At 31.3% G+C, this 16621-nt stretch carries 13 protein-coding genes and 2 tRNA genes; 9 read left to right on the top strand and 6 right to left on the bottom strand.

All coding sequences use genetic code 11. The features are described 5' to 3' along the window. Positions 1–138: 138 nt before the first annotated feature. The 6 genes from namA to murC form a co-directional block, all read right to left on the bottom strand. Positions 139–1158: an NADPH dehydrogenase NamA gene (gene namA, locus CA_RS16625; RefSeq protein ID WP_010966504.1), complete on the bottom strand. Its 1020-nt coding sequence runs from the start codon at positions 1156–1158 to the stop codon at positions 139–141. Between the two features lie 177 nt (positions 1159–1335). Continuing rightward, positions 1336–2028, bottom strand: coding sequence for a hypothetical protein (locus CA_RS16620; RefSeq protein WP_010966503.1), 693 nt, complete (start codon positions 2026–2028; stop codon positions 1336–1338). A gap of 129 nt (positions 2029–2157) precedes the next feature. Then, positions 2158–2229: transfer RNA gene (locus CA_RS16615), tRNA-Pro, on the bottom strand. 42 nt (positions 2230–2271) lie between these two features. Then, positions 2272–2347: transfer RNA gene (locus tag CA_RS16610), tRNA-Pro, on the bottom strand. 98 nt (positions 2348–2445) lie between these two features. Continuing rightward, positions 2446–2769, bottom strand: a complete 324-nt coding sequence (locus CA_RS16605; protein ID WP_010966502.1) for a hypothetical protein — start codon at positions 2767–2769, stop codon at positions 2446–2448. A gap of 159 nt (positions 2770–2928) precedes the next feature. After that, positions 2929–4305 (bottom strand): UDP-N-acetylmuramate--L-alanine ligase, encoded by a 1377-nt coding sequence (gene murC, locus CA_RS16600; RefSeq protein ID WP_010966501.1) that lies wholly within the window; start codon positions 4303–4305, stop codon positions 2929–2931. A 266-nt stretch (positions 4306–4571) separates the two neighbouring features. On the opposite strand from murC, the gene purR reads away from it, so the two are divergent. From purR to mfd, 9 genes are all read left to right on the top strand, one after another. After that, positions 4572–5381, top strand: a complete 810-nt coding sequence (gene purR, locus CA_RS16595) for a pur operon repressor (protein WP_010966500.1) — start codon at positions 4572–4574, stop codon at positions 5379–5381. A 127-nt stretch (positions 5382–5508) separates the two neighbouring features. Then, positions 5509–5796, top strand: coding sequence for a septation regulator SpoVG (spoVG, locus tag CA_RS16590; RefSeq protein WP_010966499.1), 288 nt, complete (start codon positions 5509–5511; stop codon positions 5794–5796). Positions 5797–6065: 269 nt separating this feature from the next. Next, positions 6066–7436, top strand: coding sequence for a bifunctional UDP-N-acetylglucosamine diphosphorylase/glucosamine-1-phosphate N-acetyltransferase GlmU (glmU, locus tag CA_RS16585; protein ID WP_010966498.1), 1371 nt, complete (start codon positions 6066–6068; stop codon positions 7434–7436). A gap of 20 nt (positions 7437–7456) precedes the next feature. Then, the gene (locus tag CA_RS16580; protein ID WP_010966497.1) at positions 7457–8416 is read left to right on the top strand and encodes a ribose-phosphate diphosphokinase; all 960 of its coding nucleotides are present in this window, start codon (positions 7457–7459) and stop codon (positions 8414–8416) included. 307 nt (positions 8417–8723) lie between these two features. After that, complete coding sequence (locus CA_RS16575; protein ID WP_010966496.1) at positions 8724–9410, top strand: response regulator transcription factor; 687 nt, start codon at positions 8724–8726, stop codon at positions 9408–9410. Continuing rightward, positions 9410–10837 carry a HAMP domain-containing sensor histidine kinase gene (locus tag CA_RS16570; protein ID WP_010966495.1) on the top strand — a complete coding sequence of 476 codons (1428 nt, stop codon included), beginning with the start codon at positions 9410–9412 and terminating at the stop codon, positions 10835–10837. The genes CA_RS16575 and CA_RS16570 overlap by 1 nt, the downstream gene beginning before the upstream one ends. Positions 10838–11067: 230 nt before the next feature. Continuing rightward, a complete protein-coding gene (locus tag CA_RS16565; RefSeq protein ID WP_010966494.1) occupies positions 11068–12231 on the top strand; it encodes a S1C family serine protease in 1164 nt (387 codons plus the stop codon). 152 nt (positions 12232–12383) lie between these two features. Further along, entirely contained in the window at positions 12384–12947 is a 564-nt protein-coding gene (gene pth / locus CA_RS16560) for an aminoacyl-tRNA hydrolase (RefSeq protein WP_010966493.1), read from the top strand. A 19-nt stretch (positions 12948–12966) separates the two neighbouring features. Beyond that, positions 12967–16482: a transcription-repair coupling factor gene (gene mfd, locus CA_RS16555; RefSeq protein WP_010966492.1), complete on the top strand. Its 3516-nt coding sequence runs from the start codon at positions 12967–12969 to the stop codon at positions 16480–16482. The last annotated feature ends 139 nt before the right edge of the window (positions 16483–16621 follow it).

Raw genomic sequence — 16621 nt, 5'->3', positions numbered from 1 at the left:
ACAATATATGCTAACCAAATTTTACAGGATTTATACAGAAGAAAAGTTGTACATTTAAGAAAAGCATGAAAAAACAAAAAGCCAGGATTGTATAAAAATAATAAACATAACCCTAGCTTTGACTTATTATATAAATGTCTAATTGAAAGCTCTTTCATAAGGCTTTGGAAAATCTATATTTATATTCTTAAGTCTTGCTGAACTTAATACGAAGTAAGGATTTCTTAAAAGTTCTCTTCCAAGAGCTACAAGATCAGCACGGTTATTTGAAAGAATTTCCTCTACCATATTTATATCACATATAAGTCCTACAGCTATAGTTGGTACGTTGCACTCATTCTTTATAACTTCAGACAATTTTACTTGATAACCTGGATATAAGTTTATGTGTGCAGGAGCAACTCCACCAGAGCTTACATCAACAACATCTATTAGATCTTTTACTATATTTATAATGTTAACCATCTCATTTGGAGTTATTCCAGAGCCGCCTCTATAGTCTTCAGCAGAAACTCTCAAAAGTATAGGTTTTTCTTTAGGCCATACTTCTCTTACAGCTTCCAATACTTCTTTTAGAAATCTGGTTCTATTTTCGGTGCTTCCGCCGTATTCATCGTCCCTAAAGTTTGATAGAGGAGAAAGAAATTGGTTTATGAGGTAGCCATGAGCTCCATGTATTTCTATAGCATCAAAACCGGCTTTTTCAGCTCTTTTAGCGGCAGCTTTAAATGCCAAAATTATTTCTTTAATCTCATTTTTAGTGAGCTCTTTTGGCGTTTTGCTGTTTTCATCAAAGGCTAATGCGCTTGGAGCAACAGGTTCACCAGAAGTGCCTTCATATTTTCTTCCACTGTGATTTAATTGTATGGCTATTTTCGAACCATACTTTTTAACTTCCTTTACTAAAAAGCTTAACCCCTCTGCATGTTTTTCACTCCATATTCCTAAATCTTTATCGCTTATTCTACCGTTGGGTGTAATGCCAGTGGCTTCTACTATTATAAAACCTACACCGCCTATAGATCGTGTAGTATAATGTACTAAATGAAAATCATTTATATTACCTGTATTATCAGAAGAATACATGCACATAGGTGGCATTACAATTCTATTTTTTAAACACATGTTCTTTATAGTATATGCTTCAAATATCTTCACAATAAGAACCTCCTTACCCTATTAGAGCTTTATTAAAATCTAATGAAGATTAAATTTAAATCCGTTTCTTTAATAAAGCACTCCTTTTATAAACTATACAAATTATTGTTTTATATACATAAATAATGAATAAGGGGATGTAAAACTATCAAAAATAGTTTTACATCCCCTTTGGATTTATTCAAGTGGGTTAATAGGGTTTTTGTTTGTTGCATTAGTTAGAACTGAATTTGTTGGTAAATTATCAAATTCTATATTATATTGAAAACCAGCAGGGTTTAGTGTATTTCCAATTGGTGAGGCAATATAATTCATTATCTCAGTCTCTAGTTCAATAATAATTGAATCCCAATTTCGAACAATTGGTGTAGGGGAAATGTTTGAAATAGATACGGATTGAGATTTAATTGTTTGCCAATTATATGGTGAAGTTTCAAATAATGATTGCGCGGGAGAAAATTTTCCGCAGTAAAACTGCTGATTGTAAGAGTAATCATACTCAGGTGCAGTTCCTATATAAGGCATGATATAAACGTTTGATATAAACGCATTATCTGCAACCATTTTCATAGAAATATTTATTAAGGTTTCTGTTGTTAATGCAGGGAAGGTTATTATGCAGCGTCTATAAAAGTAAGCCGTTTCTCCTGAGGCAATAAGAAAAGGGTTTGTACTGGGCAGATACCATAAATATATAGGTTGTTCAGTATCTCCTGTTGTAGGAGAAGTATTGGTGGTTATATTAGGCCAACCACTATATGGTTCGGCTACAGGTACAGCTACATTGTTTGGGAGATATGGATTACCTGTACCTCCAGAATTTTTGAATAAAGTTGTATTTGGAAGACTTGCTATACGAGCTAATGCCATTTGTTAATCAACTCCTAATCTAATATATTTAAGCTTATGGTTTTTTAGTCAATATATTATATGAGTTGATGAGTTAATATGTACAAGCTGAATGTATTAAATTGAATATAAGTTAAAATATTGAAATAATCGGGGTGACAAGAGTTGAACTTGCGACATCATGCTCCCGAAGCATGCGCGCTACCACTGCGCTACACCCCGCAAATATAAATTTAAATAAAAAAAAACCCTTCCAGGTTTTAATGGTCGGGGTGACAGGGATTGAACCTGCGACCTCATGGTCCCAAACCACGCGCGCTCCCATCTGCGCCACACCCCGTAGGCATATATTATTATATACCATAATATATAAAAAATCAATAGCAAAATAAAAAACTATTTTACTATTGATAAAATTAAATATATAAGTTCTTAATCTTAGATTTTATTCATTTGATTATTCTCATCCTCAACTCCTCGTGTAGGAACTGTCGATATTACAAATCCAACAAAAACAGATACTAGAGCAGGAGCTACTATATTTAAATAAGATACAAATCTTGTTCTGTACATAATATATGCTGCAATACCAGTTATAGCTGCGGAAACTATAAATATATATATGACAAACTTACCAAAAGAACTTATAAACTTCTCGTATATTTTATGCCTTGTAGGACCGCTTATAATACTTCTGAATATAAAATAAGCAGCAAAGATTAATACTATATCAAGTGCTGATGAAATCAAAAAATTGGACATGATAGCTTCCTCCTATTAAATTGTTTTACAGGTATTTTTCCCTATAATATTAATTTTAAACGGAAAAGAAAAAATTAATATTTGCCTAATTATATTGAGAAGTATAAAAAATTACATGCTTACTTATTGCAAGCATGTAATTTTTTATTTATATGAGGATTATTTACTTAAAAACATTTCTCCAATTTTAAAGACATCACCTGCACCAACAGTTAAAAGAATATCGCCGTCATTTAATTTGCTTTTAAAGTAATTTACTATATCTTCAAAGCTGTGTAGGTTTGAAGATTTTACACCATTTTTATTTATAGCCTCAGAAAGCTTTAGAGAGCTTACAACTCCAGTATCCTTCTCTCTTGCAGCATATATGTCAGCTAGAACTAATTCATCTACACCTGAAAAAGAATTTGAAAAATCATCAAACAGACTTAAAGTTCTTGAATAAGTATGAGGTTGAAATACGCAGTAAATTTTATTGTGAGGATAGTTTTTTGCGGCATCTAGTGTTGCTTTTATTTCAGTTGGATGATGAGCATAGTCATCAATCACTGTAATACCATTCTTAACTCCTTTAATTTCAAATCTTCTATGAGTTCCTTTAAAGCTTTTAAGTCCATCGATTATAGATTTATGACTGATTTTAAGAGTTAAAGCTGATGCTATAGCAGAAAGTGCATTTAAAATATTGTGCTTTCCAGGAACATTAAGCTCAATGTTGAATAAAAGTTCACTTGATTTATATACATCGAAAGAACTAAAACCACTTTCATTAAAAGATATATTTTTCGCTCTTATATCTCCGTTATCAATTCCAAAGGATACTACATTGCATGTTGCATTTGAAGCAACTCTAGCAACTCTTTTATCGTCTGCATTTGCTATTAAGTAGCCTTCTTTTGGGATTAAGTTTACAAATTTAGCGAAAGTGTTTTCTATATCATCTATATTTTTATAATAATCAAGATGATCAGCATCTATATTTAATATAACACCTATATAAGGATAAAATTCTAAAAATGAAGCTTTATATTCACAAGCCTCAGTTATAAAATAATCACTTTTTCCAGCAAGTACATTTCCGTTTATGATATCTAAATTTCCACCAACTAATATTGTTGGATCAACATCCTCTGTCAAAGCTATATGTGAAACCATAGAGGTAGTAGTGGTCTTACCATGAGTTCCGGAGATTGCAATATTATATTTATGTCCTTTCATCAATGAACCTAGAAATTCAGCTCTTGTCATTAAGGATATATTATTTTTTCTTGCATAAATTAATTCTGGATTATCTTCTGGAATAGCAGCTGTGTAAACTACTATATCTACATTATTAATATTTTTTTCATTATGACCTAAATATATTTCAGCGCCATGCTCTTTTAATTTATCTATCATTGGAGAGCCGTTCATATCTGAACCTGAAACCTTAAAGCCTCTTTCAAGCAGTATTTCTGCAAGACCGCTCATACTAACTCCACCAATACCAATAAAGTGTATTTTTTTACTTATATCGTTTTTTAGATCAAAAGACATAAAAATTCAACTCCTAACAAAAATAAGTTCTATGCACAGTACTTAATTAAACACTGGTAAATTAAAACTAAATACTCGCTCTTTCATTCTTCATTATACTATATATTATGATTTTATAAAGGATTCATATTGAAAAGTTAGAACTAAAGTGTTAAAAACTATTGCTTAAGGATATAAATAAGAATAAAATAAAAATAATAGGATTTTTTAATATAATTATTAGTAAATTAAAAAATCAGTTTTAAAATAATAGAATAGGTGATGTGATGGAAAAGTTCAGCAGAAATCAAAGGGTTTCGGCTATAACTAAAACTTTGATTGAATGTCCAAACAAAGTGATAAATTTAAATTACTTTACAGATTTATTTAATGCAGCGAAATCAACAATAAGCGAAGATCTGGTAATAGTAAGAGATATTATGGATAAATTAGGATATGGAAAAGTTGAGACTATAGCGGGTGCTTCAGGTGGCGTAAAATACAGTGTTTCAATATCTGAAGAAAAAATTAATATATTTGTAAAAAAATTATGTTTGATTTTACAAGAAAAGGATAGAATAATACCAGGGAATTTTATTTATATGACAGATATAATGTGTAATCCCCAAATAGTACATATGGCAGGGTTAACATTAGCCTCTAAGTTTATGACGTTGGATATAGATTATGTGGTGACGGTTGAAACCAAGGGAATTCCTCTTGCGTATGAGGTTGCAAGACTTCTTGGAGTGCAGCTTGTTATTGTAAGAAGAGATGCTAAGGTTACTGAAGGAGCTACTGTTACTATAAATTATGTTACAGGTTCTCTTAAAAGAATTCAAAGTATGTCTTTATCTAGAAAATGTATGAACAAGGGAAGTAAGTGCGTTTTTATAGATGATTTTATGAAAGCTGGAGGAACAGCGCTTGGAATAATTGATCTTTTAAAAGAATTTGAAAGTGAACTTTTAGGTATAGGTGTTCTTGTAGATAATAAGGAAAATCCAGAAAAGTTAGTTCATGATTATTACTCTATATTGGATTTTAATGGAATAGGTGATGATGGATCAGCTATCGTCGTTCCTTCAATCTGTTAAAAAATAATACGAAATTTAAAAAGTTTAATAATTTTTTTAAATTTCAGAAGGATTATTATAAAATATAAAGAATATAAAGAGTAGATATAATTTATTCTAAAATGTGAGCATCTTGGAGGTGTATTGTATGCAAATTACAGATGTAAGGATAAGGAAAATAACATCAGAAGGGAAAATGAAAGCTATAGTATCAGTAACTTTTGATAATGAATTTGTCGTTCATGATATAAAAGTTATTGAAGGACAAAACGGCTTATTTATTGCTATGCCTAGTAGAAAGACACCAGATGGTGAGTTTAAGGATATAGCTCATCCAATAAATACAGCTACAAGAGAAAAGATTCAAAGTGCTATATTAGCAGAGTATGAAAAAGTTAAAAATGAAGAAGAAACAAAAACAGAGACAGAGGAATAAAGTAAAAAGGAGTTTATTAGCTCCTTTTTATTTTGCGTAAACATATATTGTTTATTAATGGATTTTTTTCAAGTTAAGTATAAAATTTAAATAATCATTGTTTTAAGTAGGGATGAATTAAAACATAGTGAGAATATTGAAATTGTATCTTTAATAAAATATAATAAAATAAAGCTAAGTAGTTATCTTTTAGGATAGTTAGTTATGCAAACAGAAGGGAGTTGAAAGGCGTTATTCTAGAAGTTTTATTTTAGATAACGTATTTAATTATGTATAAATGTGCTTTGATATTAGCTGCAGGTAAAGGCAAGAGGATGAAATCAGATTTGCCAAAGGTACTTCATAAGGTATGCGATAAGGAAATGGTGAACCATGTAATAGATACTATGAGAAAATCAGAACTTCAAGATGTGAATGTGGTTATAGGTAAGGGAGCAGAATTAGTAAGAGAGGCCACATCTAAAAAAAATATAAGCTATTCTTTACAGAGTGAGCAATTGGGAACAGGACATGCAGTTAAATGTGCTGAGGATTTTCTTAGAGGCAAGGATGGAGTTGTAGCTATTTTTACTGGAGATGCGCCTCTTATAACAGAGGATACCGTAAAGAATTTAATTGATTTTCATGAAAAAGGCGGATATAAGGCAACTATTATTACAGCTCTTATAGATAATCCTGAAGGATATGGAAGGATAATAAGAAATGTAGACGGTTCGGTAAAAAAGATAGTAGAGCATAAGGATTGTACAGAGGATGAGCTTAAGGTTAAAGAGATAAATTCAGCAATGTATTGTTTTGATATAAAAAGCTTACTTGAAAGCCTAGATAAATTAAATAACAACAATGTTCAAGGCGAATACTACCTAACTGATGTTATTGGAATTCTTGAAGAAGAGGGCGCTAAAATAGGTGCTATATCAGTTCCTTTTGAAGAAATTTTAGGCGTTAATTCAAGACTTCAGCTTTGTCAGGTTGGCAAGGTTATGCAAAAAAGAATAAATGAAAAACATATGGAAAACGGAAGTACATTAATAGATCCTGATAACACTTACATAGGTGCTGACGTTGAGATAGAGAGTGATACAATAATATATCCAGGCAATGTCCTTCAGGGAAAAACAGTTATAAAAACAGGCTGCGTTTTGTATCCTAATTCAAGAATAGAGGACAGTGTAATCGGAAAGAACGTTACAGTTCAAAGTTCTGTAATACTTGAAAGTAAGGTTGGAGAGGATACAACAGTTGGTCCTTTTGCGTATATAAGACCAGAAAGTAATATAGGAAATAAGGTTAGGATCGGAGATTTTGTTGAGATAAAGAAATCTACTATTGGAAATAATACAAAGGTTTCTCATCTAACATATATCGGAGATGCTGAAGTTGGTGAAGGCTGTAACTTTGGATGTGGTACAGTAGTAGTAAATTACGATGGCAAGGATAAACATAAAACTGTTATAGGAAATAAATCCTTTATAGGATGCAACACTAATTTAGTTTCACCAGTAACAGTGGAAGATAATACTTATATAGCAGCAGGTTCAACTATAACAAATAAGGTTCCAGAGGGATCACTTGCTATTGCAAGGGCGAAACAAGTAGTAAAAGAAGGATGGGTTGATAAAAAAGGATTACTAAAATAAATTAGGGGGACTAAGGTTAAATGATAAACCACGGTAAAAATATAAAAATATTCACAGGAAACTCTTATCCAAGTTTGGCAGAAGAAATAGCTGATATAATTGGCGTTCAAGTTGGAGATTCAAGAGTAGGAAAGTTCAGCAATGGAGAGACAGCGGTTGATATCAATGAGACAGTTAGAGGTACAGATTTATTTTTAATTCAAACTTTATGTGAACCTGTTAATGATAGTATAATGGAACTTTTAATTATGTTAGATGCTTTTAAAAGAGCTTCTGCAGGAAGAATAACAGCTGTAATTCCTAATTATGCTTATGCAAGGCAGGATAGAAAAGCAAAGGCAAGACAACCTATTACAGCAAAGTTAATGGCAGATTTAATACATACAGCAGGTGCAGATAGGGTACTCACTATGGATCTTCATGCACCACAAATTCAAGGATTTTTTGATATACCAGTGGATCATTTAGAAGGAGTACCGATTTTAGCTAAGTACTTTATAAATCAAAATTCGAATACAGATGATTTAATAGTGGTTTCACCGGATATAGGTGGAGTTAAAAGGACAAGAAAGTTTGCAGAGAAACTTCATGCACCAATTGCCATAATTGATAAAAGAAGACCTAAACCTAATGTTTCAGAAGTTATGAGTATTATTGGTGATGTTAAAGGTAAAAAAGCTATATTAGTTGATGATATGATTGATACGGCAGGTTCAATTGTAAATGCAGCTGAAGCATTAGTTAAGATGGGAGCAAAAGAAGTCTCAGCTTGCTGCACACATGGGGTTTTATCAGGTCCTGCAATAGAAAGACTTGAAAATTCACCATTAAAGGAAGTAGTTATTTTGAATACTATTCCAATAGAGGGGGATAAGAGAATTGATAAGATAAAGGTTTTATCAGTTGCTCCGATATTTGCTGAAGCTATAAGAAGAATTTATGAAGACATGCCTGTAAGTAAAATATTTCAAGAAGAATAGTTTTAAGAGTGCTCAAGAGTATTAAAAATATTTTGAGCACTCTTATTTTATACTCAATATAATAAGTTTCTATTAGTTAACATTTTGTAACAATAGTGATTAAGTTGAAAAAATGTGTTAAATTATTATTATGGGTGCTATAAATAAATACTGCTCAATAGATAATTGAAGCAGAAAATGTGTAACATTAAAAGATAAGTAATTATTTTAAATCTATGAATGGTAACCAAAAAGATTCTTAACTTATGAAGTTATAAGTTAATAGACCAGCTGGTTTCCTATACGAAGAATGTTTAGGAGGAGTATTATGGATAGTTCATTAGCTAAGGTTTTAATAGTGGATGATGATGAAAATATATGTGAAGTAATAAAATTATATCTTGAAAGCAGTGGGTATGCTACAAAAATATCCAATGATGGAAAAAGCGCACAGAATGTGTTTGTAGAGTATAAACCTGATATTGTTTTACTTGATATAATGCTTCCACAAGAAGATGGTATAGATGTTTTAAAGTGGATAAGAAAAGCGGACAATACGCCTGTTATAATGCTTACAGCTAAAGGAGAAACTTTTGATAAGGTTTTAACATTAGAACTTGGAGCAGATGATTACATAGTGAAACCATTTGAACCAAAAGAATTAGTAGCAAGAGTTAAAGCAGTCTTAAGAAGAGCTAATTCTGAAAATGTATCAAGCCAAGTATTGAATTTTAATGGACTTAAAATAGATATGGGTTCATATACAGTAATATATAATGAAAAAGATATCAAGATGCCACCTAAGGAGTTCGAACTTCTCTATTATCTTGCGAATAACAAGAACAAGGTCTTTACACGTGAACAATTGCTTTGTGAAGTATGGGGATATGATTACCCAGGCGATTCAAGAACAGTGGATGTGCATGTTAAAAGGCTTAGAGAAAAACTTCATGAAGGTAATGGATGGGATATTCAAACTGTTTGGGGTGTTGGATATAAATTTGAGGTGAAATAATGAGAAAGGGAATTTTCTCAAAAATGATAGCAACATATACTGGCATTATTGCAATAAGTTTTGTTGTGACTTCTGCTGTGCTATCGTTTTGGTTTCAAAATTTTTATTTTTCCCAAAAAAGAAGTCAAATCACTACAGAAGCCAAGTATGTTCAGGCTGTTGCATTTCAATATATAGAAGGCAATATGTCGGTGGCAAGGGTCAATGAAACATTAAAGGAAGTAGTTGCGTATATAAATACGGACATAGGAGCAGACATAGTTGTTATGGATATGTATGGCTACGTGTATGCTGTTTCAAACCCAAAATATGATTACTTAGTTGGAACGCAGGTTAATACTAAAGATTTGAATGAGATAGCTAAGAATCAAGAGGCTATAGAAAAAACTGTTGACTATAGTGAAATATTTAAAAAGCCTGTTAGATTATATGAGATACCTATGATTTTTAATAAATCCTTTGAGGGAGTTATAATGATAGCTACTCCAGCATCAGAGGTAAAGCATTCTGTTAATAGGGTTTATCAGATAATTTGGTTTTCGGCGATAATTGCAATAATTGCAGCATGCATAATTATATACTACTTCTCCCAAAAGATAATAATAAGTCCTTTAAAGAATATAAATGATGTTGCTAGAAAAATAGCTAAAGGAGAAGTAGAAAAGAGGGTAAACATTGAGTCCAATGATGAAATAGGTGAACTCGGTGAATCCTTTAATTTTATGGCAAATGCTATTGAAAAATCTGAAAAAAACAGAAGAGAATTTATATCAAATGTATCACATGAAATACGTTCTCCAATAACTTCAATAAAGGGATTTATTGGTGGTATGCTTGATGGTGTTATTCCAAAAGAAAAGGAAAGATATTATCTATCGCTTACCTATGATGAAATAAATAGACTTACTAGATTAGTAAATGACTTATTGGATTTATCTTCAATAGAGGCAGGTCACCTTAAGCTTAACTTAACTAAAATTGATATAAATGAGATAATAAGATTTACTGTTCTTAAATTCGAAACAAAAATAAAAGAAAAAAAATTAAATGTAGATGTATGCTTTAATAACGATAAAGTATATGTTATAGCTGACAAGGATAGGATAAGTCAAGTAGTTACTAATTTGATAGATAATGCTGTTAAATACGTATATGCTGAAGGCGAGATTAAGATATCTACAAAAGAAAGATATAATAAAGCATATATAACAATATATAATAATGGGCCACAAATCCCTGAAGAGGATTTTAATCATATATGGGATAGATTTTATAAATCTGATAAAGCTAGAACTACTAAAATGAGCACAGGACTCGGACTGCCTATAGTAAGGAGTATACTTACAGAGCACGGGCAGGATATAAATGTTATAAATAAAAAAGAAGGTGGAGTGGAATTTACCTTTACATTAAAGTTGGCCAAATAAATATAAAAGCAATTTATCGAATTTATTACAGTTTATTCACAGTTAATTAAACAATTAACTATATAATAATAAAGAAATCAATCTCATTGAAAAGTGTAGTTTACTGAAGGGTAAAAGATGTGATATATATGCCGGAAATGTCTTTACTATAACAAATAATGTGTATGGGGGTGCACTGATTGTTCAACGATAAAAATGAAATAAAGGATGTATCTTGGAAGGAAGTTAATATGAACAATTCAAATGGGAATGAGGGAAATATTAATTTTAGAAGTAGAAATAAACTTAGATTAAATAAGGTGCTGAAATTTATATCTTTTATAACAATTTCTGCGTTATCCGGTGCAATAACTGCCACATATGTTGTAAATACAAGATACTATGAGCTAGCAGAAAAGAGCAACACTCCTATGTTTCAAGAAAAAAAATCTGTTATAGGGAACAGCAGTGTTCCAACAAATTCAGTAAATAAAGTTTCAGAAGAGGTTGGTCCATCTATAGTTGGCATAATTAATTCAAACGATGCAGGTTCTGATGGAGAAGAGCAAACTATCAGTTCAGGTATAATATTTAAATCAGATGGATATATAGTTACAAATTACCACTTGATAAATGGAGCAAATAAGGTACTTGTGAGACTGTCAAATGCAAAAGCTGGAAAAGAAATTGAAGCCAGTCTTGTAGGTTTCGATAGTGCATCTGATATAGCTATAATAAAAGTCAATAGTCACAATTTGCCTACTGCGATTTTTGGGGATTCTTCCAAGGTTAGAGCAGGTGATCTTGCTATAGCAATAGGAAGTTCTCTTGGAAATGAAGCTTCTGGTTCTGTAACAGCTGGAATAGTGAGTTCCGCAAACAGAAATTTAAAGCTTCAGGATGATGCAAATACTCAAGGTTCAAGTTACAAAGTATTGCAAACAGATGCATCAATAAATCAAATAAATAGCGGTGGAGCTTTGTGTAACGAAAAGGGTGAAGTTATAGGCGTAAACAGTTCTAAAATTGGCTCACAGTATAATTCTGAAGGTATGGGATTTGCTATATCCATAAATCAAGTTAAAGATATAATAGATCAGATAATGAAGAATGGAAAGGTTATAAAGCCCTTTGTTGGTATAGTGGGAGGAGATATTAAGGTAAGGTCCCAAGATAATATGAAGGGTGTTTATGTTAAGGAAGTAGTGCCAGGAAGTGGAGCTGCAAAAGCAGGATTAAGACCAAGCGATATAATTTTAGAATTAAATGGTCAAAGAATATTATCTACTAATGATATTGGCAGTATAGTTAGTAGTAGTAAGATAGGCGATAAAGTACCGTGCAAAGTTAATAGAAATGGAAAAATAGTTAAGATTCAAATAACATTGACCGAGAATATGAGTAAAGATGATTAATGCAAAGTGATTATAATTACAAGTTGTCACTCTTAGTTTTTACTTTAAAGCTTTGTTTGTTGAAGCTTTAAAATATAAATTAATTGTTGACAGTTTTTTTTATTATCTTCATAATATAAGTATTGAAAATTAAAAGAAAGCAGTGATAACAATTGTTTTTAATAGTGGGACTTGGAAATCCAGGTTTAAAATATGAGCATACAAGGCATAACATGGGTTTTGATGCCATTGAAAATATTGCAGCTAAGCACAATATAAGTATAGATAAAAAAGGTTTTAAAGGTTTATACGGAAAAGGAATTATAGATGGTGAAAAAGTAATTTTATTAAAACCGTATACATACATGAATTTAAGTGGAGAAAGTGTGGTAGAGGCTGCAAATTATTATAAAATTAACAAGGAAAATATAGTTGTAATATATGATGATATAAGTCTTGATGTTGGAAAAATAAGAATAAGAACCAAAGGAAGTGCAGGAGGACACAATGGCATAAAAAACATAGTGCTTCACTTATCCTCTGAAGAGTTTCCTAGAGTAAAGGTAGGGGTAGGTGAACCTACTGAAAACCTTGTGAATTATGTTTTGGGAAAATTTAGTCAAGATGAAAGAAAGAAGATAGAAGAAGTTTTAAATATAGTTACAGAAGCAGTTGAATGTATGGTAGTAGATGGTGTACAAAATGCTATGAATAAATTTAACGGCTTAAAGTTATAATAATTTAAGAGGTGTTAAAATGAGACTTGATGGGCTTATGCATCCTCTGAAAGGTAGTAATAAATTTCAAGATGCTATTTATAAAATAAAAAGTAATGAATTTCCTATGGAATTGTCCGGAATTTCTGAATCGGGAAAAAGTTATTTAATAAGTGGGTTGTATGAAGAATTAGACAACCCTTTTTTGGTGATTACAGACAGTGACTCGGAAGCTAAGAAGATATATGAAGATCTATTATTTTACACACAAAGCGTATATTATCTTCCAACAAAAGAAGTTGTCTTTTATAATATATATGCTGTATCTGGAGATTTAAGGTGGGAAAGATTAAAGGTTATAAGAAAAATGATGTCTAGAGGTAAGAAAATAATAGTAACCTCTGTTGAAAACTTAGCAGCGGTTTATTTGCCTGTAGAGTTATATAAAGAATATACCTTTAAACTGACCTTAGGTGATACGGTTGAGGCAAAAGAACTTCAAAAAAAGTTGGTTCAATGTGGATACGAGCATGTTGAAAGTGTAGATGCTAAGGGACAATTTTCTATTAGGGGAGGTATAGTGGATATATATTCTCCTATAGATGATGTTCCTTATAGAATTGAATTTTTTGGTGACGAAATAGAATCAATAAGAAGTTTTAATACTGAATCACAAAGGAGTATAGAAAAGGTAAATAAGATAGAAGTTTTCCCAGCAAAAGAGATAATACTTACTGATGAAGCATTGAATAAAGGATATGAGGCTATTAAAGATGAATTGAATCAGTCGCTTGATAGACTTAAGGGCAATAATGAAGAAAGCTATAATAAGCTTAAAGAAACCATGGAGTATAATCTTGAAGCCTTAAAAGAAAGAGCTGGATTTGAAACTATAGATACTTTTATTCCATATTTTTATGATAATACATCTAGTTTTTTTGATTATCTTAAGAACTCTATCATTTTTGTAGACAATTATGAAAGATGTAAAGGAAAGATAGATAGTGTATATTGTGAATTTGAGCAAAATTATGAAAACTTCCTTGAAAGAGGAGATATCCTTCCAAAGCAAGGTAATATAATAGTTTCTAAGGAAAATATATATGAAATATTAAAAACAGAAAAAAGAATAAACTTAGAATCTATAGGAAGAGCAGCTAATAATAACTTTAGGACTGGAATAGCATTTGAAGAAATCACTCTTTCAAGTTATCAGGGACAAATGGATCTGCTCATTAATGATATAAAGGAATTGAAAGAGGAAAAGTATAGAACGGTTATATTATGTGGAACAAAATCTAAGGGACAAAGGCTTGTTGAGACGCTTGGTGATAGGGGAATCGAGAGTGTGTATAAAGACAGCATTCTTAATGTAGATTATGGGGAGGTTGTCATATCACCTGGAAGTCAGCTTAGAGGTTTCAGGTATCCGGAGATAAGGCTATGTGTAATTTCGGATAAGGAGATATTTGGAACAGCTAAAAAGAAGAAAGAGAAAAGAAAAAATAAAAAAGGTGTAGGAAAGATTAAAAGCTTTACAGAGCTTAAACCTGGCGACTATATTGTACATGTTAATCATGGTATTGGTGTATTCAAAGGCATAAAGCAGCTTGAAGTTCAAGGGCATAAGAAAGATTATCTAGAGCTTAGCTATGCAGTTGATGATAAATTGTATGTACCAGTAGAACAACTTGATTTAGTACAAAAGTATATAGGAAGCGAAGGTAAGGTACCTAAGGTAAATAAGCTTGGAAGTAGTGAATGGACTAAGGCTAAAAATAAGGTTAGGAAGTCCATAAATGAGATAGCTGAGGAACTTGTAAAATTATATGCAGTAAGGACAACTGTTAATGGTTTTAAATATTCAAAGGATACTGTTTGGCAAAAGCAGTTTGAAGAAGAATTCCCATATAATGAAACACAAGATCAACTTCTTGCAATAGATGAAATAAAGAATGATATGGAAAGTGGAAAAGTCATGGATAGGCTTATATGTGGAGACGTTGGATACGGTAAAACAGAAGTCGCCATAAGAGCTGCCTTTAAAACAGTTATGGATGGGAAACAAGTGGCTTTTCTTGTACCAACAACAATACTTGCAGAACAGCATTATAATAATTTTAAAAAACGATTTAAGGATTTTCCTGTCGAGGTAGACATGGTAAGTAGGTTTAGAAGTCAAGCTCAACAGAAGGCAACTTTTAAAGCCTTAAAAGAAGGAAACATTGATATAATAATAGGAACTCATAGAATTTTAAATAAAGAAATTACTTTTAAGGATTTGGGACTTCTTATAATAGACGAGGAGCAAAGATTTGGAGTTTCTCATAAGGAAAAGCTTAAGAAATTTAAGAAGAATATAGATGTTTTAACTTTATCAGCAACTCCTATACCAAGAACTCTTCATATGTCACTTACAGGAGTTAGAGATATAAGCGTAATTGAAACGCCTCCAGAAGAAAGATATCCGGTACAAACTTATGTAGTAGAATACAATGATCAATTAATAAGAGATGCGATAATGAGGGAAATTGGAAGAGATGGTCAAGTATTCTTTGTGTACAATAAGGTGGAGTCAATAAAGGAAATGGCTGCTAATTTAGGGAAGCTTATACCGGAAGCTAGAATTGCAATAGCTCATGGGCAGATGTCTGAAAGAGAACTTGAAAAAGTAATGATTGATTTTATGGAAGGAAATTATGATATATTACTTTGTACAACTATAATAGAGACTGGAATTGATATACAAAATGTAAACACCCTTATAATTTATAATGCTGATAAGATGGGGCTTTCTCAACTTTACCAGCTTAGAGGAAGAGTTGGTAGAACAAATAGGATGGCATATGCTTATTTTACTTACAAGAAAGATAAAATTTTAACAGAGGTTGCAGAGAAGAGGCTTAAAGCAATAAAAGAGTTTACTCAACTGGGATCCGGATTCAAAATTGCAATGAGAGATCTCGAAATAAGAGGCGCTGGAAATATAATGGGATCTGCACAACATGGACATATGGCTACTATAGGATATGATTTATACTGTAGAATGTTAGAAGATACTATAAAGGAAATAAAAGGTGAAATTCAAAATGAACCTGTTGAAACCACTGTGGATTTAAAAGTAGATGCGTATATACCAAGTTTATATATTGAAGATGAAACTTTGAAAATATCAATATATAAGAAGATAGCAGCAATAGATTCCTACGAAGAAATGATGGATGTAAAAGAAGAGCTTGAAGATAGATTTTCTTCAATACCACAGTCAGTTAATAATCTTATGACTATAGCTTATTTAAGAAGTATAGGTAGACAATTAGGTATTCTGGAAATAAAGGATAAAATGACTCAGCTTGAAATTAAATTTGAGAGCAACGACAGAGTTAATAAAAAATTAATAAATGGACTGCTTAAGAATTACAGTAAGTCTATTTTGTTTAAAATGGGCGATAATCCAGTGATTTTGTATAATTTAAAAGATGTAAAGAGGGAAGATATGTTAGAAAATTTACAAAAATTCTTAAAATATATGAAATCTCTAGTTGAAACAAATTAAATTTATGGTAAAATTATAGTTATAAGTTAAAAAATAATAAATGTTAAAAATGGCTTATAATCTTATTTGGAAAAACAAAAAAAGTTAAACAAATAAGTTTACAATTTAATATGCGGGTTCTAGTAAGGAGTTTCAATTA

Origin of the sequence: Clostridium acetobutylicum ATCC 824 (assembly GCF_000008765.1) — a bacterium.
In the GTDB taxonomy this organism is placed as follows: Bacteria; Bacillota; Clostridia; order Clostridiales; family Clostridiaceae; genus Clostridium_S; species Clostridium_S acetobutylicum.
This window is presented reverse-complemented; position numbering and strand designations above follow the sequence as displayed.